General features: G+C 47.7%; 21 protein-coding genes. 6 read left to right on the top strand and 15 right to left on the bottom strand.

Annotation, left to right across the window (positions count from 1 at the left end; genetic code table 11):
* Positions 1–108: 108 nt before the first annotated feature.
* A complete protein-coding gene (locus ACOGW3_RS16040; protein WP_419904069.1) occupies positions 109–1,029 on the bottom strand; it encodes an NADPH:quinone oxidoreductase family protein in 921 nt (306 codons plus the stop codon).
* Entirely contained in the window at positions 1,023–2,255 is a 1,233-nt protein-coding gene (locus tag ACOGW3_RS16035) for an ISL3 family transposase (protein WP_419901077.1), read from the bottom strand. Before ACOGW3_RS16035 ends, ACOGW3_RS16040 begins: the two co-directional genes overlap by 7 nt.
* Between ACOGW3_RS16035 and ACOGW3_RS16030 the strand changes: the two genes are divergently transcribed.
* Together ACOGW3_RS16030 and ACOGW3_RS16025 are read left to right on the top strand one after the other, a co-directional pair.
* Entirely contained in the window at positions 2,242–2,430 is a 189-nt protein-coding gene (locus ACOGW3_RS16030) for a hypothetical protein (protein ID WP_419903905.1), read from the top strand. The two genes, ACOGW3_RS16035 and ACOGW3_RS16030, sit on opposite strands and share 14 nt — an antisense overlap.
* A gap of 119 nt (positions 2,431–2,549) precedes the next feature.
* Entirely contained in the window at positions 2,550–2,993 is a 444-nt protein-coding gene (locus ACOGW3_RS16025) for a hypothetical protein (protein ID WP_419903904.1), read from the top strand.
* 132 nt (positions 2,994–3,125) lie between these two features.
* On the opposite strand, the gene tnpA (ACOGW3_RS16020) is transcribed toward ACOGW3_RS16025, so the two are convergent.
* A complete protein-coding gene (gene tnpA / locus ACOGW3_RS16020) occupies positions 3,126–3,497 on the bottom strand; it encodes an IS200/IS605 family transposase (protein ID WP_419903903.1) in 372 nt (123 codons plus the stop codon).
* 185 nt (positions 3,498–3,682) lie between these two features.
* On the bottom strand, positions 3,683–4,117 hold the full coding sequence (gene tnpA, locus ACOGW3_RS16015; RefSeq protein WP_419901154.1) for an IS200/IS605 family transposase: 435 nt from the start codon (positions 4,115–4,117) through the stop codon (positions 3,683–3,685).
* Between the two features lie 236 nt (positions 4,118–4,353).
* On the opposite strand from tnpA (ACOGW3_RS16015), the gene ACOGW3_RS16010 reads away from it, so the two are divergent.
* Positions 4,354–4,506: a hypothetical protein gene (locus ACOGW3_RS16010; RefSeq protein WP_419903902.1), complete on the top strand. Its 153-nt coding sequence runs from the start codon at positions 4,354–4,356 to the stop codon at positions 4,504–4,506.
* 8 nt (positions 4,507–4,514) lie between these two features.
* Here ACOGW3_RS16010 and ACOGW3_RS16005 read toward each other — a convergent pair whose 3' ends face one another.
* Positions 4,515–4,982 carry a hypothetical protein gene (locus tag ACOGW3_RS16005; RefSeq protein WP_419903901.1) on the bottom strand — a complete coding sequence of 156 codons (468 nt, stop codon included), beginning with the start codon at positions 4,980–4,982 and terminating at the stop codon, positions 4,515–4,517.
* A 10-nt stretch (positions 4,983–4,992) separates the two neighbouring features.
* Positions 4,993–6,582, bottom strand: a complete 1,590-nt coding sequence (locus ACOGW3_RS16000) for a hypothetical protein (protein ID WP_419903900.1) — start codon at positions 6,580–6,582, stop codon at positions 4,993–4,995.
* On the opposite strand from ACOGW3_RS16000, the gene ACOGW3_RS15995 reads away from it, so the two are divergent.
* Positions 6,569–7,801 carry an ISL3 family transposase gene (locus tag ACOGW3_RS15995; protein ID WP_419901077.1) on the top strand — a complete coding sequence of 411 codons (1,233 nt, stop codon included), beginning with the start codon at positions 6,569–6,571 and terminating at the stop codon, positions 7,799–7,801. The two genes, ACOGW3_RS16000 and ACOGW3_RS15995, sit on opposite strands and share 14 nt — an antisense overlap.
* Positions 7,802–7,807: 6 nt before the next feature.
* Here the strand turns inward: ACOGW3_RS15995 and ACOGW3_RS15990 are convergent, their stop codons facing one another.
* From ACOGW3_RS15990 to ACOGW3_RS15970, 5 genes are all read right to left on the bottom strand, one after another.
* Positions 7,808–8,386 carry a hypothetical protein gene (locus ACOGW3_RS15990; RefSeq protein ID WP_419903899.1) on the bottom strand — a complete coding sequence of 193 codons (579 nt, stop codon included), beginning with the start codon at positions 8,384–8,386 and terminating at the stop codon, positions 7,808–7,810.
* Positions 8,387–8,640: 254 nt separating this feature from the next.
* Positions 8,641–9,942, bottom strand: coding sequence for an adenylosuccinate synthase (locus ACOGW3_RS15985; protein ID WP_419903898.1), 1,302 nt, complete (start codon positions 9,940–9,942; stop codon positions 8,641–8,643).
* Position 9,943: 1 nt separating this feature from the next.
* Positions 9,944–11,101: an ATP phosphoribosyltransferase regulatory subunit gene (locus ACOGW3_RS15980; protein WP_419903897.1), complete on the bottom strand. Its 1,158-nt coding sequence runs from the start codon at positions 11,099–11,101 to the stop codon at positions 9,944–9,946.
* A gap of 249 nt (positions 11,102–11,350) precedes the next feature.
* The gene (gene serA / locus ACOGW3_RS15975) at positions 11,351–12,928 is read right to left on the bottom strand and encodes a phosphoglycerate dehydrogenase (protein ID WP_419903896.1); all 1,578 of its coding nucleotides are present in this window, start codon (positions 12,926–12,928) and stop codon (positions 11,351–11,353) included.
* 10 nt (positions 12,929–12,938) lie between these two features.
* Complete coding sequence (locus ACOGW3_RS15970; RefSeq protein ID WP_419903895.1) at positions 12,939–14,099, bottom strand: phosphoserine transaminase; 1,161 nt, start codon at positions 14,097–14,099, stop codon at positions 12,939–12,941.
* Between the two features lie 260 nt (positions 14,100–14,359).
* On the opposite strand from ACOGW3_RS15970, the gene ACOGW3_RS15965 reads away from it, so the two are divergent.
* Positions 14,360–16,138 carry an SLC13 family permease gene (locus ACOGW3_RS15965; RefSeq protein WP_419903894.1) on the top strand — a complete coding sequence of 593 codons (1,779 nt, stop codon included), beginning with the start codon at positions 14,360–14,362 and terminating at the stop codon, positions 16,136–16,138.
* Positions 16,139–16,205: 67 nt separating this feature from the next.
* Here the strand turns inward: ACOGW3_RS15965 and ACOGW3_RS15960 are convergent, their stop codons facing one another.
* Both ACOGW3_RS15960 and ACOGW3_RS15955 read right to left on the bottom strand, forming a co-directional pair.
* Positions 16,206–16,985 (bottom strand): PhzF family phenazine biosynthesis protein, encoded by a 780-nt coding sequence (locus ACOGW3_RS15960; protein ID WP_419903893.1) that lies wholly within the window; start codon positions 16,983–16,985, stop codon positions 16,206–16,208.
* A gap of 18 nt (positions 16,986–17,003) precedes the next feature.
* Positions 17,004–18,356: a pyridoxal phosphate-dependent decarboxylase family protein gene (locus tag ACOGW3_RS15955; RefSeq protein ID WP_419903892.1), complete on the bottom strand. Its 1,353-nt coding sequence runs from the start codon at positions 18,354–18,356 to the stop codon at positions 17,004–17,006.
* Positions 18,357–18,539: 183 nt separating this feature from the next.
* Here ACOGW3_RS15955 and ACOGW3_RS15950 point away from each other — a divergent pair, with 183 nt between their 5' ends.
* Positions 18,540–19,934, top strand: a complete 1,395-nt coding sequence (locus ACOGW3_RS15950; protein WP_419903891.1) for a PLP-dependent aminotransferase family protein — start codon at positions 18,540–18,542, stop codon at positions 19,932–19,934.
* A 27-nt stretch (positions 19,935–19,961) separates the two neighbouring features.
* Here the strand turns inward: ACOGW3_RS15950 and glmM are convergent, their stop codons facing one another.
* Both glmM and folP read right to left on the bottom strand, forming a co-directional pair.
* The gene (gene glmM / locus ACOGW3_RS15945; protein ID WP_419903890.1) at positions 19,962–21,317 is read right to left on the bottom strand and encodes a phosphoglucosamine mutase; all 1,356 of its coding nucleotides are present in this window, start codon (positions 21,315–21,317) and stop codon (positions 19,962–19,964) included.
* 141 nt (positions 21,318–21,458) lie between these two features.
* Complete coding sequence (folP, locus tag ACOGW3_RS15940; RefSeq protein WP_419903889.1) at positions 21,459–22,535, bottom strand: dihydropteroate synthase; 1,077 nt, start codon at positions 22,533–22,535, stop codon at positions 21,459–21,461.
* Between the last annotated feature and the right edge of the window lie 27 nt (positions 22,536–22,562).

Below are 22,562 nucleotides of genomic sequence, written 5' to 3'. Positions count from 1 at the left end.
GGGAAGCCTCTTTCCCAAAGTTGATATTGGCACAAGAATGCAAGATGTTTCATCTAAAGGAAAAGTTCAAAAGAGATAAAAATTCATCAAAATGCCTTCTCAAAAAGCTTATTCCACTTTTAGAACAACCTTGCCGATAGTCTCCCTGTTTTGCAAAGCACGCAAAGCGTCAGGGAGCTCGCTCAAGCTAAAGCGGTCATCCACCACTGGATTCAGCTGCCCCTTCTCAAGCATTGTGAAGATCCGATCCATCACATCCTCGATAATCTTGGCATCTAGTTCCTGATTCCAATAAACCCCTTTCGCTGAGGCCCTTTTCAACATCAACCGGTTCGCAGGAAGTTCCGAAATTGTCCCGGAAGCAAAGCCAACGATCAGATAAACCCCGTCTCTGGCCAGACATCGGATACTCGGTAGGGCAATATCGCCACCGACAGGATCATAGATAACATCGACCCCTTCACCATCTGTGAGCTCTTTGACCTTCTGGAACCAATTTTCATCGCGATAATTCAGTCCGACATCAGCACCGTGTTCTTTGGCTATTGTGAGCTTCTCTTCACTCCCGGCCGTCGCGATAACACGCGCACCAATTGCCTTGGCAATTTCAACCGCGGCCAAGCCTACACCGCCCGCCGCAGCATGGACAAGAACCGTTTGATCCTCCCGAAGCACTGTACTGTCGAAAAAGGCAATCATCGAGGTGGTGTAGGTTACAGGCAATGCTGCCGCCATGGTGAAGGAGATATTATCAGGTACCGGAAATGCATATTCAGGCTGGACTTCGACCTGATCAGCAAATCCTCCCCAAGGAATTTTACTGGCAAGACGATCACCCTTTTTCCACTTACTACCCTCAGGCGCAGAGACAACAACGCCGGCAATTTCCTGCCCAGGCGTGAAAGGTCTGGGGGGACGAACTTGATACTTGTCCTCGGACATCAAGAGATCCGAGAAGTTCAAGGCTGCGGCCTCAACCTTAACAACAAGCTTATGGCTCTTCTCCGCTTTGTTGAGTAGATTTAGGATTTCAAATAGAGCATAGATTGATTATCTGGAATGGATGATTGTCTAATTTTGAGTTTGAAGTATTCGGTATCCTTGATGCCTCTGGCTCGCTTACGGATCATTCCTATACTGACATTACCAGCCTCTATCCTGGCGCTTGTGAGCTTGTGTTTGGCGTAGTTGCAGATGCCCACACAATGTTTCCGTAGGGATTTCGCGAACTTTTTTAGATAGAGCATCTGTGACTGATCTGCTATCAGGCACCAACGTTCCAGTTGCTCCGCCATCGCCTCAAATGAAGCGGCACTCCACAGCAGCTGAAGCTGTTCTTTCAAGACGTAAAGTGCATTCAGGTTGCTATTGCTCTCCAGCAACCTTTGCAGCTTGTCACTTTGTTTTTCACTCAACTTATCCGCATTTTTGAGCAACAGATAATGCGTCCCTTTCATCAACTCTTTACCACTTGGATCGGCCTTTCTGAACTCAAGTCGACGCTGATTATGGATAGCTTTGCTGTAGTTTTTCATGACGTGGAAACGGTCAAATACTATGTCGGCCAACGGCAAGGACTCTCTGACAGCCTTTTGGTAGGCAGGCCCCATATCCATCGCTACGGCCTTTATTTTGCAGGCTGTATCTGGTTGCAGTTGTTTCAAAAACCTTGAAAAAACCTCGGCAGTTCGGCCTGCTTCAACCCAGATCAGATGACCGCCAACCATATCGTAGACCACCGTCATGTAGTCATGACCTTTCGCCCGGGCAACTTCATCTACACCAATATATTCCAAGCCAGTTAGCTCTGCAGGATCAAGCGTAGGGAGAGTTTCAATAAGGTATGCCCTGTCGATATTCTTGACCGTTTCCCATCGTATATCCAAATGTCTGGAAACCGCTTGAATAGACATATGCCGACATAATCCACTGATCAGTCGGCAAAATCGGTGAGTGAAACGGCACCCTTTATCAACAAAATCACACCCCTCAATGCGGCGTTCGCCCTTGTTAATATAAACCTGCGCCAGCTCAATCTCGACCACACAAGGATACCCAAAAAGGGGGATGTCGTTTACTTGTCGGCGGACATGCTGGTTGATGCTTCCCTTCTGGCCTGTAGCAGGGTCTATAGCCCTCCTACGCGCGTCTCGGCTGCAGTGAATGACAATCTTAACACCGCCGTCATCCAGTTTAATTTCATTTACACGTTGCCCTTTGAGGCCTAAAATATGCTGCGAGATGTTGATTGTCATATACCTGCTCTATGTAAAGTTATCAGAAACCATACATATCAACAGGTTACTTGGCGGTCGGCATCTTTTTCTACTCAACAAAGCGGAGAAGAGCCGTATTTATACTCATTATGGAGAGCCCTCGGTAGGCCTCGACAATAAAGTTACCGTAAAATATGAAGACCATACTAACTGATAAAAGCTTCAATAAATCCCTTTAATCTCAGTAGATATTCTAATTTTTTCTGGCTCCCCATCTGCTGAGAAGCTAGGTTCCCTCAACTGTTCGATTTTTTTGTGCCAGCGGAATCTAAAATGATAACCAAAAATCAATTAATGACCGATGATTTACCTGTGTGGTTATGGTTATGGACCCCTATAGTTCTGGTTTTAGCACTACTCCTCACGGGCCTATTCTTACCCGGTGATATTTACGACAAGTGGATCGGCAATGAACGATCTGGCATACTTGAGACTTCCCATGCCGTTATCCCGGCGGTATCTTTTTTCATCGCGCTCAGAATACTTGCACATAAAAATCTAAAGAATTTTTCATGGCTTTGGTTCTGGATTTTAATAGCAGCACTGGGAAGCTTTTACATGTCTGGTGAAGAAGCCGGTTGGGGACAACATTGGTTTGAATGGGGTACTTCCAGCGAATGGGCGGCCATCAATGACCAAGGCGAGACAAATTTCCACAATACAAGTTCATGGCTGGACCAAAAACCTCGGACAATTCTTGAAATTGGAGTTAAATGACCCCCGGCAAAGCCGGGGGCTTAAGCGGGTGAGCCCCTTAAAGGGGCAAATTGGGAACCGCTAAAGCGGTTATGGATTGAATATATCCATTTGGTCAAAGTACTTATCACGCTCTTCTTGCGTTCTGATATACTACCTCACCATCTGTTCATCGAGCCCTACAGTTGAGACGAAATATCCACGGGCCCAAAAATTTTCACCCTTGAAATTCCGTGCTTTATTTTTGAATTTTCGAGCTATGGCAATCGCGCTTTTTCCTTTTAGGTATCCAACGACTTTTGAAACAGCATGTTTGGGCGGTATGCTGATACACATGTGAATGTGATCCGGCATCAAATGGCCCTCCTCAATCTTACTTTCGCGATGCCCGGCCAGTTCATGGAAAATTTCACCAAGATACTGACGTAGGTTGCCATAGATAACTTTTTGCCTGCGTTTAGGGATGAAAACCACGTGGTATTTACAATCCCATCTCGTATGTGCAAGGCTTTTGTAATCTCTCATCGGCTAATTCCTTTGTTATTTTGGTCAATAAACAAAGAAATGTAAGACCGTGGGAACGGTCAAACCATTGAGAGTCCCCCGGCATAGCCGGGGGTTTACCGGATTAAGTTAAATGACCCCCGGCAAAGCCGGGGGCTTAAGCGGGTGAGCCCCTTAAAGGGGCAAATTGGGAACCGCTAAAGCGGTTATGGATTGAATATATCCATTTGGTCAAAGTACTTATCACGCTCTTCTTGCGTTCTGATATACTCCCTCACCATCTGTTCATCGAGCCCTACAGTTGAGACGAAATATCCACGGGCCCAAAAATTTTCACCCTTGAAATTCCGTGCTTTATTTTTGAATTTTCGAGCTATGGCAATCGCGCTTTTTCCTTTTAGGTATCCAACGACTTTTGAAACAGCATGTTTGGGCGGTATGCTGATACACATGTGAATGTGATCCGGCATCAAATGGCCCTCCTCAATCTTACTTTCGCGATGCCCGGCCAGTTCATGGAAAATTTCACCAAGATACTGACGTAGGTTGCCATAGATAACTTTTTGCCTGCGTTTAGGGATGAAAACCACGTGGTATTTACAATCCCATCTCGTATGTGCAAGGCTTTTGTAATCTCTCATCGGCTAATTCCTTTGTTATTTTGGTCAATAAACAAAGAAATGTAAGACCGTGGTAACGGTCAAACCATTGAGAGTCCCCCGGCATAGCCGGGGGTTTACCGGATTAAATTATACTTGGAGGAATAGTTCTTCCACTACTGCTTCATTACAGACCTGAACTTAGAAGCAAACCCGTCGCCTTTATTATTCCAACGCTTGTTCTACTTCCAACCGCGATAATTTCCGAGGTCGCAAGAATGACAGAACGTCTTTTAGGAGCGATGGATGCTTCATTTAGAATTTTTCAAAGGGCTAGCGAAGTACAAGAACTCTTTTTTGCCCTCTTTATTCTACTTTACCTTATTATCTTTTTGCAGCGTTTGAATAAACTATCACGAAGTGAAACCTAGTTGTTTATTCAAACAACTTCCTGTTCACTGCCTTCCTCCCCGGCCTCAGTTTGAACAACTGCTGACTGCTTGACCCCTTCACCCCAAGCATCAATCAAATCATCTTGATACCTCCGGATAGATTTGACCTTCCCCTCCGTAGAGGTACTCAGATAACTTTGCACGACGATAGGGGTTGCAAAATAGATGAGCCAGCCAAACCCCGCGGCACTATAGGCAATCATCATATTCCAGGGATCAGAAATCCCTGAAAAAGCACCGTCAAAGGTCTGGCCCAACTCCCAGAGTTTGACTAAGCCAGGTATTGCGCCGCAAATGTTAGGAAGCCCTACGGTCATTGTAAGGTAGTGCTGGGGAGTGCGGTCTGCCACGAAAGCAACGATACTTGGCACCATTAACACACACAACAAAATTGCTGATGGCATTAGAACTGCTGCCAATAACAACATTACTAATAAAATAGGTAATCTACCCATCATAAATTCCCTATAACACCCAAGTTATCGTCATAAGTACTAACGCCAGGCCAGAACAAACCCCGGAAATAACCGCCGAAGTCTTATTGCTGACGGCACGAACGTTTTGTTCAGAGACAAGTCCGCCCTTTTCTAACCAGGTGGCCTGAGCCTCTAGATTAGCAAAAATGGCTTGCGCTTGATCAAACCCAGCTTTGTCTTGGCCCTGGATTTGAGAATTGTCTAAAATCGATTGAAGGGTTATCAGTTTCCCTTCCTTCTTCGCTTTATCAACGGCTTCTATTAACTGCTGCCGGAAGGCTGTATTATGAAAATCTTCAACAGCATCAATTAACAGGTCCGCCATATGTGCAGATAAAGCAGGTAGACTTGAAGGGCCAAATTGTTTTTGTAAATCAGAAAGAAATCTTAAAGACGCACGGTTGTAAGTATCTCGCTCAAAGGGATCTTCAAAACGTTTCAATAAAGTATCGAAATTACCGCGCAAGTGGTTCATACCAAAAGCGAGGAGGTGACGGTCAACGGGTGCCCCTTCTATACGACCAGATGCAACCATATTCTCCAAGGCCGGGAGAAGGTCTTTTAAATCATCGATGTAATTTTCACCTAGCAGTGGTGATTGGCAAGGCCACCCCTCATTTCCAGAGTACACGGTTCGTTCCATCCCATAACCCGGTAGCATGCTTTGAACATTTTGCCCCAGGGATTCAATCTGTTTCACGATCGCAACAAACTCTGGTTTGGTCCGTGTTTGAGAGGACACCCATGCCTGTGACAACTTCATCCGGATGATATCCAGAATTTGCTCAACCTTATTAGGAACAAAAAAATCTATTGCCAGGGATTGTGCAACCGCATCAACTCTCACCGATGTGTCCTTGTATATAATGGGTGCCGAAGGATCTAACGCCATAATGGATACTGAAACAGCCCTATCATCTCCAGACCCTGTACTCGCAAGCGCATGAGACGTTCGTTCAGCAAGAACAATTAAATCACCCATATCGTCATTTGATAGCGCGCGCCGAACCCAGGCATCCAACTGATCAGAAGATATAAGTTTTTTACTTTCCTCCCAGTGCATACGCATCCCATTTGCCAGGGCTGGGGCTGTGTGATGCTCTTTTCCGACAAAAGAAAACGATCTAACTGCCTTTTGCGGCAATGGAACTTGCTTGGGACTTAAATGACGGCCGTTCGCCCACATATCAAGATCAGACATCGTCCAACGCTCATAGGCATCATCACTAAGCAACCCTCTCAAAGGCTCCATAAACTTTAAGGGGACACGGGTTTGTCCCAACAGGGCTCCGTAAGAACCCAGTTTTATTTTGGCCTCAACAATATCATCATCGCTATGGTTATTAAGTAGGGTTCCACCCATGGCAAGCTCAGCGATCAAAACCCCGAATGCGTAGAAATCATCCAGAACGCCACCATCCCCGCGCCCAGAAGGATTAGCCATACCAGAATCAATGGGTTCATAAAGGAGGCTCTTCTCCGCTTTGTTGAGTAGAAAAAGATGCCGACCGCCAAGTAACCTGTTGATATGTATGGTTTCTGATAACTTTACATAGAGCAGGTATATGACAATCAACATCTCGCAGCATATTTTAGGCCTCAAAGGGCAACGTGTAAATGAAATTAAACTGGATGACGGCGGTGTTAAGATTGTCATTCACTGCAGCCGAGACGCGCGTAGGAGGGCTATAGACCCTGCTACAGGCCAGAAGGGAAGCATCAACCAGCATGTCCGCCGACAAGTAAACGACATCCCCCTTTTTGGGTATCCTTGTGTGGTCGAGATTGAGCTGGCGCAGGTTTATATTAACAAGGGCGAACGCCGCATTGAGGGGTGTGATTTTGTTGATAAAGGGTGCCGTTTCACTCACCGATTTTGCCGACTGATCAGTGGATTATGTCGGCATATGTCTATTCAAGCGGTTTCCAGACATTTGGATATACGATGGGAAACGGTCAAGAATATCGACAGGGCATACCTTATTGAAACTCTCCCTACGCTTGATCCTGCAGAGCTAACTGGCTTGGAATATATTGGTGTAGATGAAGTTGCCCGGGCGAAAGGTCATGACTACATGACGGTGGTCTACGATATGGTTGGCGGTCATCTGATCTGGGTTGAAGCAGGCCGAACTGCCGAGGTTTTTTCAAGGTTTTTGAAACAACTGCAACCAGATACAGCCTGCAAAATAAAGGCCGTAGCGATGGATATGGGGCCTGCCTACCAAAAGGCTGTCAGAGAGTCCTTGCCGTTGGCCGACATAGTATTTGACCGTTTCCACGTCATGAAAAACTACAGCAAAGCTATCCATAATCAGCGTCGACTTGAGTTCAGAAAGGCCGATCCAAGTGGTAAAGAGTTGATGAAAGGGACACATTATCTGTTGCTCAAAAATGCGGATAAGTTGAGTGAAAAACAAAGTGACAAGCTGCAAAGGTTGCTGGAGAGCAATAGCAACCTGAATGCACTTTACGTCTTGAAAGAACAGCTTCAGCTGCTGTGGAGTGCCGCTTCATTTGAGGCGATGGCGGAGCAACTGGAACGTTGGTGCCTGATAGCAGATCAGTCACAGATGCTCTATCTAAAAAAGTTCGCGAAATCCCTACGGAAACATTGTGTGGGCATCTGCAACTACGCCAAACACAAGCTCACAAGCGCCAGGATAGAGGCTGGTAATGTCAGTATAGGAATGATCCGTAAGCGAGCCAGAGGCATCAAGGATACCGAATACTTCAAACTCAAAATTAGACAATCATCCATTCCAGATAATCAATCTATGCTCTATTTGAAATCCTAAATCTACTCAACAAAGCGGAGAAGTGCCATAAAGGACCGGTTGTGCGTAGGCGGCAGGGGGTGAAAGACATTCTCCAAGGGTCGCCCGGCCGTCTGACGTTATATAAACATTATCTGGCCGAATTGCCCGATGCATAAGAGTACGAGTAGAAAGCTCTCTAAATGCAGGGAGTAAGTTATGGATAACACCAGTAAGGATTTCTTCTTCGCCCATTTTCGACACAGGCTGTCCGTACTGCTGGACCAAACGATTCCCGCTAGGGCGGTCGTATATGATCACAAACCGGCGAACATTGTCATCTGGAAAAATGATCGTCCCGGATGCCAAAGGTGTGACCATCGCCGAACAATTGATGCGATTCATCAAGCGGATCATTGAAAATCTAGGTGCCGCTTCTTTCTGGCAAACCAAAGCAAAAAGCGACCTTCCGTCACTCTTAAGGCTCGCGACACCTATCGCTAGAGTTCCCGGTGACTGGAGTTCTGGCAAGCGCTCTGAAGGCGTTAATCTAAAGCGCTTATCAAAATCAACGGGCTGTTGAAGATGAGCCAGTTCGTTGGCAATTTCTCTAAGATAAGCAGGCATACTTTCCTCTACCTGAGAACAGGCCCCCGGCCCTCTCAAACCTTATTCGTAATTAGCTGTTTTTAGCTATAACAGCCAAACATAAAAAATATAGTTAACAAAACTTATAGAAAAGAGAAGGCCGTCGGAAAAACTTTTCCCCATTCATCTTCTCGCAAAGTAGATTTCAAATCAGAGACACCTCGTCATTTTTCAACAAAAAAGGCGCCGAAAAATGACGGCGCCTCTTTTAAAACAACTTATGGATAAGTGTCTTATGATTTTGGATGGAAAGGATCCTGAACCAAAATAGTATCATCACGTTCCGGGCTTGTAGAAAGCAAGGCCACCGGCACATCAATCAGTTCTTCAATACGGCGAATATACTTAATGGCAGTCGCAGGGAGATCAGCCCATGAACGCGCGCCATAAGTGGTCTCACTCCACCCCTCAAGAATTTCAAAGATAGGCTCAACTTTAGCCTGTTTGCTCGGTAACGAAGGAAGGTGATCATATTCGACACCATCGATACGATAACCGACACAAACCTTAAGTTCTTCAAAACCATCAAGAACATCAAGTTTGGTGAGAGCGATACCTGTGATACCGCCAACCTTACAAGCTTGGCGAACCATAACCGCATCAAACCAGCCACAACGACGTTGACGACCTGTAACTGTACCAAACTCGTGACCGCGCTCACCCAGACGCTGTCCAACATCGTCAAAGAGCTCGGTAGGGAAAGGCCCTGACCCAACACGGGTCGTATAGGCTTTGGTAATGCCGAGGACATAACCAACAGCACTCGGCCCAACACCAGATCCAGCCGATGCTTGACCAGAAATTGTATTAGATGACGTGACAAAGGGATAAGTTCCGTGGTCAACATCTAGCATAGCGCCCTGTGCACCTTCGAAAAGTACACGTTTGTCTGTCTTCCTGCACTCGTCAAGCCGTTGCCAAACAACATCAACGAATGGAAGGATTTTGGGAGCGATCTCCATAAGTTTTTCTACCAGGCCATCACCATTGATTTCGGGCTGTTTGAGGCCACGAAGCAAAGCGTTATGGTGGAGGAGAAGACCTTCAACACGCTCGCGAAGGAAGTCCTCGTCAGCCAGATCACAAATACGAATAGCACGGCGTCCTACTTTATCTTCATAAGCAGGGCCGATGCCACGACCTGTGGTTCCTATTTTGGCTTCACCTTTAGCAGCGAGTTCGCGGGCCCGATCAACTTCACCGTGAATTGGCAGGATCAAAGCGGCATTCTCAGAAATTTTGAGATTGTCAGACGTAATCGCAACGCCCTGTTCTTGCAGACGCTCAATTTCAGACAACAATGCCCAGGGATCGACAACAACACCATTGCCAATAATGGACATTTTGCCCTTGCGAACAATACCAGATGGAAGAAGGGAAAGTTTGTAAACCTCGCCATCAATTACCAGAGTATGACCAGCATTATGGCCACCTTGGAATCGAACGACGACATCCGCACGTTCGGATAGCCAGTCAACGATTTTACCTTTACCTTCATCTCCCCACTGGGAGCCGACGACAGCAACATTAGACATGTCAGTTATTTCCTAACTCGTGTATGTGATCATCTTCAAGGAGATGACTACAGGACAAACGCAGCGCTTCCGCGCGATCATTCTCAGCTTGCTCTAGGCCAGCAATAGTTACCCAACCTTGCGCACGCAAGGCAGTCCCTTCTTCTCGCCGTGTTCCAAAAGGAAGGAATATTCGGCGAGCGACCTTAGGTTTCGGAAGGGCTCGAAGTACAGTATCCATGAAGAGCGTAAAGCCAGTTGCAGGCTCTGTAACATTATCAACGCTGACAGAATCATAACGTCCGCCGCGCCCCAATTCCCCACGTACACCCTTTGCAAAGAAGATAAAGCTGGTACCTGTGTGATATTCAAAACCACGGTGCTCAACAAGATCGAGGGTAACGGTTAAGTCAGGCGCAGCCTTTGATACTAAATTAACAACGGTTACAAGGCGCTCAAACTCACGGCTGGCCGTTCCGGAAAAATCCAGATTTTTAGCGTAGTCCAAAACCTCTTGTGCCGTACCTGCAGCATTAAGGAGCTTTAGAAAATACCCGGCGTTTTCACCTGCGAGTTTTTCAACTTCGGCTGCATCCTTACGATCAAGGGCGACCCTCAATTCAAGAGCAGCATCTTTATCAATTCCAAGTTCATGTGCGATAGCAGGAACTAGCGTTGGTAGATTGATATCTACACTGAGGTCTTTCACGCCAACATTTTCAAGCGCAGAAACGGCAGCCAGAATGACTTCAGCATCTGCAGCGTCTTCGGTAACGCCAATTAGCTCACCACCAACCTGGGTAAACTGACGTTCTGGGCGAAGCTGGCTGCCCGTAACCTGAAGGACGTCCCCGCCATAACAAAGACGCAGTGGGCGCGGTGCATTTTGTAGACGGGATGCAGCTATACGCGCAATCTGAGGTGTAATATCAGCCCGAACACCCATCATACGATGACTGGAAGGATCCATTAGACGGAAAATTTGATCAGAAAGGGTCTCACCTGCACCCGATAACAAAGCGTTCTCAAACTCCAACAGAGGAGGTTTGATGCGGTCATATCCTTCGGAAGAAAAGCAGTCGATTAGGCGGCGTACGACTTCAGCTTCATGCGCGGCAGCAGGCATTAATAAATCCTGTAAGCCAGCTGGCAATAAAGCCTGGTTCCCATTCTTTTTCATAGTCTGCGTTCCGGGTCGGTTTTAAGCTCATTACGATGCGAAAAAACCTACAATGACCGGAAGTCCGAACCTTGGGCTCTTTCGGTGATTGACTACAGGTTTTACCTCCGCAGAGCAACCAGATTCCCTGATTTTTTGCCGAATAATTGTAAATTTCGAGCTAAACGTAAGGTTTTTAATGAATCTTTTCCCTACAGAAAAAGGGCCGCGGAATAAACCAACGGCCCTCTTTTCAATTCAAAGCTTAATCTAGAAGTTAAGCTGGGCTACCTGTTTGGTTTGAGGCAGCTGTTTAACTTTTTCGATCTGCGCGGCATCAAGAGGACTATCAAGCTCGATCAAGGCGATTGCATCTTGTCCTGGCGCAGTACGCCCGAGATGGAAGGTTGCAATATTCACCCCTGCTTCACCCAACTGCATACCCAAGGCCCCAATGTAACCTGGGGAATCTTCGTTGGTGAGGTAAAGCATGTGTTTTCCAAGTTCAGCTTCGATCTCAATTCCTTTGATGTTGACGAGACGGGGACGTTTACCCCCAAAAAGAGTTCCCGCAACAGACCGCTCACCCTGTTCAGTGGTAACGGTTAACCGGATTAAAGTCTGGAAGTCACAATCACGCTCATGCTTGGCTTCACTCACGTCAATATTCCGCTCGCGGGCAATTACAGGCGCACTCACCACATTCACAGAATCCATAATTGGGGCCAGAAGACTGGCCACAATTGTCTGGGTCAAAGGACGACAGTTCAGTGATGCAACGGAGCCTTCATAATCAATTTTGATTGCCTTAAGACCCGTACGCGTCAACTGACCAGCAAAGCTGCCCAATTGTTGGGACAATGTCATATAAGGCTGAAGTCTATTGGATTCCTCTGCAGTCAAAGACGGCATATTAAGCGCATTGGTAACCGCGCCTGTCAGCAGGTAATCAGAAAGTTGCTCTGCAACCTGAAGCGCAACATTTTCCTGTGCTTCCGCTGTAGAAGCTCCGAGGTGAGGGGTTGCCACAAAATTCGGCGCACCGAATAAAACAGAGTCCTTGGCAGGTTCAACTTCGAACACATCACTGGCAGCACCAGCGACATGACCACTTTCAAGAGCTACTTTCAGATCAGCCTCAACAACAAGACCACCACGGGCACAGTTAATGATACGAACACCCTTCTTGGTTTTCGCAATCGCATCAGCATTGATAATGCCACGGGTTTGATCCGTTAAGGGGACATGCAATGTGATAAAGTCAGCCCGGGCGAGAAGCTCGTCCAACTCAACTTTTTCCACACCTAGGTCATTGGCCCGCTCAGGAGAAAGGAACGGGTCAAATGCAACCACCTTCATCTTCAGACCTTGAGCCCGATCAACTACAATCGCGCCGATATTTCCGCACCCAATAACGCCAAGAGTCTTGGCGTTAAGCTCAGACCCCATAAAGCGAGATTTTTCCCACTTACCGGCCTGAGTAGATGCATTCGCTTCTGGAATTTGGCGCGCCGCAGCAAACATCATTGCAATCGCGTGCTCTGCTGTGGTGATGGAGTTACCGTGTGGTGTGTTCATAACAACCACGCCCTTACCGGATGCAGCGTCAATATTTACGTTATCGACCCCGATGCCCGCACGGCCAACAACTTTTAGATTGGTTGCGGCTTCGAGAACTTCTGGTGTGACTTTTGTTGCAGAACGGATTGCAAGACCATCATAATCACCAATGATGCTGATCAGTTCTTCAGGTGTAAGGCCAACCTTGGTATCGACTTCGATACCACGGTTACGAAAGATGTCCGCAGCTTTCGGACTTAGTTTATCGCTAATAAGTACTTTTACCATTTTTCCAACTCTATTCGAATTCCGCACGTACTTCTTCGATTGCCCAATCTAACCAAGGCAGAAGTAGTTCTATGTCTGATGTCTCAACTGTTGCGCCACCCCAGATCCGAAGACCAGCAGGCGCATCCCGGTAAGCACCGATATCAAGGGCTACGTTCTCGTCTTCCATTTTGGAAGCCAGCGCCTTAGCCGCTTTTGCTTGATCATCCGCAGACAAGGCTTCAAACCATCCCGCTTTCACTTTCAGACATATCGATGTTGTTGAACACGTCGATGTACCTTCCGCGAGAAAAGCAGCCCAATCGCTTTTGGCAACCCAGTTGGCAATTGCTGCCAAGTTGGCATTACACCGGCCAACAAGACCTTCGAGACCACCAACAGATTCGGCCCAATTCAAAGAATCCAGAGCATCCTCAACACAAATCATCGACGGCGTATTGATCGTCGCGCCTTTAAAGATCGATTCGTTGAGCTTCCCCCCTTTTGTCAGGCGAAAGATTTTTGGCATCGGCCAGGCAGGCTCGTGATTTTCAAGGCGCTCAACAGCGCGCGGACTCAAAGCAATCATACCATGAGCAGCTTCACCACCGAGAACCTTTTGCCAAGACCAGGTCGTGACATCGAGCTTATCCCACGGCAATGGCATCGCGAAAGCTGCTGAAGTCGCATCACAGATAGAGAGTCCCGCACGATCAGAATTGATCCACTCTCCATTAGGCACACGAACACCAGAGGTCGTACCATTCCAGGTAAAGACCACATCACGATCCCAGGAAACCTGAGACAAATCAGGAAGCTTTCCATAGTCAGCTTCAAAAGTACGGACGTCATCGAGTTTCAATTGTTTGATCACATCAGTGACCCAACCTTTACCGAAACTTTCCCATGACAGCATATCAACTCCCCGTGGCCCCAAGAGAGACCAAAGTGCCATTTCAACGGCACCGGTGTCGGAAGCTGGGACGATTCCAACACGGTAGTCTTCAGGGATACCAAGGATTTTGCGTGACTGTTCGATCACTTGTGCGAGTTTGGCTTTACCGCCTTTTGCGCGATGAGATCGACCATGCCAGCAAGAGCCTAGTGAATCCAAAGACCAACCAGGGCGCTTTGCACAAGGCCCGGAAGAGAATCTTGGATTTAAGGGACGTTCACTAGGTTTTTCATTCATTGGACACGTAACTCCAGTATGGCAGCTCTTTTGGCTGCACTACAATATCCACCCATATTTCAGGGTCGCAAACCGACTTTTTCAGGTCGCGCCTGCACTATAAACATATTGCACCGCAAAATCCTTGCTTATTTTGCCCTGTTTTTAACAGAAATGAACTTTTTGCATAAGCACAGCATTGTAGTGAAGGGCAAAGCAGAATATTTTCACAGATGATAAACAGCGCTTAACAATAAAAAACTTCGCAAAGTTAGGTGGGGATGTATACCGATCAGATTATCGTTTTTGCCATTATTGGCCTCGCATTGATTCTATTTATATGGGGGAAAATAAGGTACGACGTCGTTGCGATGATGGCACTCATCGGCGCAGTTATTCTTGGAGTTGTTCCGGCTGACGATGCCTTTTTAGGCTTTGGGCACCCGGCGGTCATTACTGTGGCTGCAGTCCTTATTATCTCTCAGGCATTACGCAATTCCGGGATAGTTGAACTCGCGACTCGGTTTTTGGAACCCGCAGCAGGGAATCCAACCCTCCATATTCTGGCCTTAACCAGTCTTGTCGCCATTTGCTCCGCCTTCATGAACAACGTTGGCGCCCTTGCTCTGATGCTGCCGATTGCAATTGGCAGCGCCTACAACAGTAAGCGCCCAACCAGTGAAGTCCTTATGCCCTTAAGCTTTGGTTCCTTACTCGGCGGCTTAACCACGTTAATCGGCACCCCCCCGAACATCATTATCTCCAGTTTCAGACAGGCCGAAACCGGGCAAAGCTTTGCTATGTTTGATTTCCTGCCTGTGGGGCTCGGTGTTGCTCTTACAGGTATAGCCTTTATATCGCTCGTCGGCTGGCGCATTTTACCCAAACGTATGGTCAGCAATAGTGAAAGCGAAAGTCTTTTTCAGATTGAAGACTATATTGCAGACGTTCGAATCCCAGAAAACTCTCCTTATATTGGTCACCGGCTCGTGGATCTTGAAACCTTGGCACAGGGTAATGTCGCCGTAGTCGCCTTGGTCCGAAGAGAAGACCGCATGCTTGCTCCATCAGGTTACATGCGCCTAAAAGAAGACGACATCCTGACACTTGAGGCAGATACAGATACCCTTCAAAAAGTCGTTGATGAAGCTAATTTAGAAATTATTGGATCTGCTGGCGACAGCTCACACGCCTTGCAGTCTGATCGTGTCGGTATATTAGAAGCCGTGGTAACACCAGGATCACGACTTGAGGGCCGCACAGCCCACAACATGCAGCTCCATACCCACCATGGCATTAATACCCTCGGCGTTGCCCGCCAGGGCCAGCCGGTAAACGAACGCATTGGCCGGGTTCGTTTCATGGCTGGGGATGTCCTTCTCATCCAGGGTATCAGAGAAGAAATGCCTGAAGCTTTAGCCTCTCTTGGCTTACTACCTCTTGCCGAAAGAGAACTCTCACTCATCCCTAAAAGAGGCTCAATAATCGCCCCTGGTTTATTTGCGATAGCAATTGCATTGGTTGCCTTTGGCATTCTCCCCCCGCAAATTTCTTTCCTTGGTGCTGTCGGCACCATGGTTCTTCTTGGAGAACTAAATTTAAAAGAACTATACGAATCAATCGACTGGTCAATTATTGTCCTATTGGGTGCAATGATACCTGTCGGCCTCGCCCTCGAATCAACAGGAGGAACGGCCCTAATAGCCTCGCCTCTCGTTGGCCTAAGCGATCTCGTCCCGATATGGGCAATCCTCGGGCTTCTTATATTTATTACGATGATGCTCTCAGATGTAATGAATAACGCTGCAACAGCAGTGCTCATGGCACCAATCGGCATTTCCATCGCAAATGGCCTAGGCGTAAACATCGATACTTTCCTCATCGCCGTCGCGATTGGGAGCTCTTCAACCTATCTCACCCCCATTGGACATCAATCCAATCTGTTGGTCATGGGACCTGGTGGCTATAAGTTCGGCGATTATTGGCGCATGGGGTTACCACTGGATATCCTGATCCTTCTGGTATCCGTTCCCCTAATACTGTGGATCTGGCCGTTATAATCCATAACATCAGATATAAAAAAGAGCCCCGGTATGGGGCTCTTTTTTTCGCTACGAGATAACGAAATCAAATAAATATTGTTCCCTTGAGATAAAGAACCGCGTTCCCGGTTAACAATACCCGATCATCCCGGTCTTCAAGCCAAAGGACACCCCCACGCTTGGATATTTGCTTGGCAATCATTTCTCTTTTGCCTAGTTGCTCTTTCCAATAAGGAACAGTCACCACATGAGCAGATCCCGTCACCGGATCTTCTGGGATACCGCAATGAGGGCCAAAATACCTCGCCACGTAGTCGTAGTTCTCACTTCTGGAAGTAATGACCAAACCGTCACCCGGAAGCGCTTCTACTTTATCAAAGTTGGGCTCTACAGCGAGAACAGCTTCTTCACTTTCGATCACAGCCATAAGCTTACTGGATTTGTATGTCGCTTGAGGCCGCACGCCGATACTATCTTCAACCATATCCACTGCGTCAAAAGGCACAGGAGGTCGGGCGGGAAAATCGAGTGTGTATTTCCCGTTATCACAAGTAACAGTTAGCTCGCCACTCTTGGATCTAAACAGAATGCTCTTGGTTCCAGGAGACAACTCGGTTGCGATTACATGAGAGGTCGCAAGAGTAGCGTGACCACAGAGATCTACTTCTGTTGTCGGCGTAAACCAACGAAGATGATAGCCCTCTCCTTCAGCGACAAAAAAAGCGGTTTCTGAAAGATTGTTTTCCGCAGCGATCTGATAAAGGACATCATCGGGAAGCCAGGCGTCTAGCGGGCATACCGCAGCAGGGTTTCCTTTAAAAACTTCATCCGTAAAGGCGTCAACTTGATAAAGAGCTATTTCCATTTTCATCTCGACTGCTTGTTAATTCTCAATACTTTTCATCGCATTACCGATTGCCTGTAAAGAAAGATCAATATCTTTCTTTTCTATTTTCCAGGATGAAACAGATAAACGAAAAGCATTGTGACCTTTCCAGATGGTCGGACCAAACCAACACGTGCCTTCTTGCTGTACGGCTTGCATTAAACTTTCTGTCTTATCAGCATTGTCCCAACTAACGACAATCTGATTAATAACAACATCATTAAGTACGCTAAGACCAAGCTCTTCCAGACCAGCTGCAAAATAAGTTGCCAAGTCACAGCATCCAGAAATGAGATTGTCTACGCCATCGCGACCAAGGAACTTTAACGCCGCCCATATTTCGATCCCACGGGCCCGTTTTGAAAATTCAGGCATATAATTCTGGGCTGCAGTTTCAATTTCCCGCAAATAGGCCGCGGCTACGGACATGGAATTGTAAAGCGCCTCTTCGTCGCGGCAAATGACCATGGCCCCATCATAAGGCGTATTTAGCCATTTATGACCATCAGTCGCCCATGAACTCGCCTTTTCTATGCCCTCGGCAAGATATGACCGCGTGCGGGAAGCTCTTGCCCAAAGACCAAAGGCCCCATCAACATGAACCCAGGCGCCGACCTTATTGGCGCGATTACAAATCGCTGCAATTGGATCAAATGCCCCACTGTTCACATTTCCCGCCTGGGTGCAGATAATCGTACAATCATCTAGCTCGGGTAACTGAGTGATATCCATGGCCCCATTTTTATCCGTTGGAACACGGATAACTCTCTCCTTACCCATTCCGAGCATCGAAAGAGCCTTCAAGGCCGTAACGTGAACTTCCTCGCTAACAATAACTTTGATTTCCGGGGCACCAAAAAGACCATCGGCCTCAACATTCCATCCTTTACCCCGTAACAATTTGTGTCGCGCGGCAGCCAGCGCCGTAAATGTCGCCATCGTCGCACCAGTGACATACCCAACCGCTGATTCCCTCGGCAGATCCAGGACATCTAATAACCAGCCAGTCGTAACTTTCTCAATTTTGTCAGCCACTGGAGACGTCACCGCCGAAGACGCAACCTGATCCCACGCCGTTGCCATCCAATTGGCACCCACCGTAACTGGTAAACTACCGCCAACAACAAATCCGAAATAGCGACTCCCAGCCGAAGCTACTGTTGCAGGGGAGCCCAATTCATCCAACATCTCGAGAACCTTACTTGGCTCTTCACCTTTTTGAGACAGCGGTTCATCAAATCCAGACAAGGCAGATATCGCGGTTTTATCGGGAAAAACCCGGCGTTCATCAATCTCTGAGAGATAACGATCGCCTCTTTGAAAAGCATTATTTAGAAGTTCTCGTGACATTGTATCCTCCGGGCCACCATCCAAGACTCGTTTCGCACTTGTGGATTCCAAAGATCTCAAACGAAGGTAACCACATGTTTTAAAACGAATTTCAACATTTGACACCATATTAGCACCAAATATTGCACTCATTGTCCTAGTTAATGCTTGATACAATAGGGGGTCAATGATTACATTGTCACCATGACAAATTGGCTCCCAAAAGTAAAATTCGGCTCTGGCCCTCGCTATATGGCAATCGCCGATGCCCTGGCAGAAGATATCCGCAACGGTTTCCTGCAACAGGGCGACCGCCTGCCGACCCACAGAGACCTGTCCTGGCACCTCGGTGTAACAGTCGGCACCGTCAGCCGTGCCTATGCTGAAGCTGAACGCAGAGGACTGACTTTTGGGGAAGTTGGGCGTGGTACATTTGTTCATGGCCCCTCTCCTGCAGAGCGTCATATGCTCAACCAATCGAGATTCGTTGACCAAAACCTGATCTTGATGGATTTTGCCTACCCACCTCCGGGGGGTGTTGAAGAAAAAGAAATGGCATCTACGCTACAAACAATTGCTGCCGATGCAGAGATATCCACTCTTTTGAGTTACCAGCCCCATTCAGGCCTGCCCCATCACCGTGAAGCTGGGGCACATTGGTTTGAGCTAAATGGCCTTACCATAGATCCTGACCACGTTATTCTGACGGCCGGTGCACACCATGCCATTGCCGTCACCATGGCAGCCATTGCCCGCCCTGGGGACCGCGTTCTCTGCGAGGAAATGACCTATCCGGGGATCCAGTCTGTCTGCCGCATGCTTGGTCTCAGGCTCGACGGTTTGGAAATGGACAAGCACGGCATTCTGCCAGAAGCTTTTGAAGAAGCTTGCAAGGCAGGAGATGTAAAATTTCTCTATTGTGTTCCGAATTTCCAAAACCCGACAACGCGCCTTCTTCCCATGGAGCGCCGCCAGGCCATAGCCGATATAGCCCGGCGTTACCGGGTTTCCATTATCGAGGATGATGTCTTTGGACTTGTTGTTGAAAATGCTCTGCCACCGATCACAAATATGGCACCTGAACGCTGTTATTATATCAGCTCTTTGGCAAAGACCATCGCACCAGGCTTACGTGTTGGTTATTTAACGGGCCCACAACACAGTACCGCGAGCCTGATTGCTGCTGTCCGAGCAACTTGCTGGATGGCCTCCCCCATCACGGCTGAAATTGCCACACGGTGGATTATGAGTGGCGCTTCAGATCGTATCCTAGAAGGCAGAAAAGAAAGTGCACGTCGCCGTGTAGAAATTGCTCGTAAAATCTTTGCTGACTACGAGATGGAAAGTGAAACCCTGGGCATATATGTCTGGCTTTACCTGCCAGCTCCTTGGCGATCCAGTCAATTCACCCATGCTGCGGGACGCGCCGGCGTGACAATATCAGCTTCAGAAGCCTTTATCGTAGGGCGCAAGGCGCCACCTCATGCCGTGCGCATTTGTCTTGGTCAGCCAGACACCGATGAAAAACTTATCCGTGGTCTGGAAATTCTTGCTGAGATCCTACGAAAGGGTCCAGATGTGGGAAGCTCTGTATTCTAGCTTCCCCTCATCGGATCATAAATTCTGTTAACTGGCACTACTAATCGTCTCGGAAATCTCTGAGACGACAGAATTCACTAACTTGGAATCTTCACCTTCCGCCATGACACGGATTAAAGGTTCGGTTCCTGACTTGCGAATAAGTACTCTACCTGTACCATTGAGCTGTGCTTCACCGGCCTGAATAGCTTCTTTGACGACTGGAAGTGCCAGTACATCATCCAAGGGTACACCGCTGTTAATGCGGACATTCTGAAGTAACTGAGGAAGTGGAGAGAACCCGCGCACGACCTCACTTGCAGGTTTGTCTGCCCGGATAAGTGCGACCAAAACCTGTAAAGCTGCAATAAGTCCATCACCCGTTGTGGTATAGTCGCTCATCACCATATGGCCGGATTGCTCCCCACCCAGGTTGTATCCCTGCTCACGCATAGTCTGAACAACATAGCGGTCACCCACAGGAGTCCTAATCAAATCAAGGCCGATGTCATTGAGATAGTTCTCAAGCCCCATGTTTGACATCACTGTTGCAACCACACCACCACCGCTTAACAACCCTCTGCTTTGGAGAGTTTTCGCTATCAGAGCCATGACCTGATCACCATCGACAATCTGACCGTGCTCATCAGCCAGAATCAAGCGATCGGCATCGCCATCAAGGGCGATACCAATATCCGCACCGTGAGCAACAACAGCTTCTTGCATAAGGGTGGTCGCAGTCGCTCCACAATCCTTATTAATGTTAAATCCATCCGGCGTCACAGCCACGGGAATGACAGTCGCCCCGAGCTCATAGAGAACGGTTGGGGCAACTTTATAAGCTGCACCATTAGCACAATCGATAACGATTTTAAGACCATCAAGGCGTAAGTCTTTTGGGAAGGTGTTTTTGACAAACTCAATATAGCGCCCCATAGCCCCTTCGAGCCGAGTTGCTCGTCCGAGTTTGGCACTTGTTGCCAAGGGTATGTCTTTATTATCTTGCAAACGTTGTTCGATTTCCATCTCAACATCGTCAGACAACTTAAATCCGTCTGGACCAAACAACTTGATACCATTGTCTTCGTAAGGATTGTGAGAAGCAGAAATCATCACCCCCATATCAGCCCGCATAGAACGGGTTAACATACCAACGGCAGGGGTTGGAATGGGACCAAGAAGAACCACATCCATACCCACGGAAATAAAGCCAGCTGTCAGAGCAGGTTCAAGCAAATAACCGGAAAGACGTGTATCTTTGCCGATGACCACGGTATGACGGTGATTACCTCGAAGAAAATGGGCACCAGCTGCTTTGGCAACAGCCAAGGCGATCTCGGCAGTAACCGGGGCTACATTTGCTTTTCCACGAATACCATCGGTACCAAAATACTTACGGCTCATTTTATTCTCGGTCTCCAATTTCCGAATTGTTCTTCACTTGTAAAAAACAATTAGTATTTAAATTCGACTTCATACTAAATGAAAATCACCATCATCTAACAGGCAAAATGCGGCAACAATGCGTATCATTAACGAAAACAACTATACGATTGCTGCGTTCAAAATAGCCCGCGAAATCACAAAGGCCTGTGACGTTTCGGCGACATCATGAACACGGTACATTTGTATCCCGCGTTGCAATCCAGCCAATGCACAGGCGATAGAACCTGCAACGCGATCTTTTGGTTCTACCGCGCCGGACAGTTTACCAATAAATCCCTTACGGCTGACACCTAATAATACAGGACAACCAGTTCCATGGAAAAGTGACAGGGTATCCAATAGCCGAAGGTTATGGTCAATTGTCTTGCCAAACCCAATTCCAGGATCAATGGCAACCATATTTCGAGGAATACCCGCAGCTTCACACGCAGCGACACGCTGTTCGAGAAAATCGTATATATCTAACGCAACATCCTGGTAGGTTGGGTTGCTTTGCATTGTTTCAGGGGTGCCCTGCATATGCATGAGGATTACAGGAACCTTTGCCGCTGCCGCAGCTTCTAAACTCCCCTCATCTCCCTGCAAAGCGGTGACGTCATTTATGACCCCCGCACCTGCAGCAACTGCTTCGGTCATTACCTTTGCATGCCGCGTATCAATAGATACCAATGCTCCGGCTTGCGAGAGCTTGTGCACAACCGGGATTACCCTACGCAGCTCTTCATCCAACGAAACAGGCTCAGCCCCTGGACGCGTGGACTCTCCCCCGACATCAAGGATCGTTGCTCCTTGCTCCACCATTCGTAGGCCATCTTCCACCGCATTGGACGCGTCGTAACGATCTCCCCCGTCGGAAAAAGAATCCGGGGTCACATTGATAACGCCCATCACATGAGCTTGACTCATGTCCAATCCGGCAAAAGAGGCACGTGGTTCGCTTAGCTTGGCAAGTATCCCTGATGCGGCTTCTTTAAAATCCGGTCGACTTGTTTCTAACCATGACAAGATCTCACTGGTTGGCAGAACATGACGCTCTTCGATATCCCCTGTTGAGGATCGAATGGTTACTTCAGCAGCCGAATAACGCGCAGGACCTCCGAGGAAAATAACTGCCTTACCAATTGACGAATTACCATTGGAAGCCTGTAAAGGGCGGATATAAAGCTTAGCTGCCATTGCAAAGTCCATTTAAAAATACCAAGG

It is taken from the genome of Kiloniella sp., from assembly GCF_965205715.1.
Classification (GTDB): Bacteria; Pseudomonadota; Alphaproteobacteria; order Kiloniellales; family Kiloniellaceae; genus Kiloniella.
Note: the sequence above shows the minus strand (reverse complement) of the source record. Positions and strands in the feature narration are given on the sequence as shown.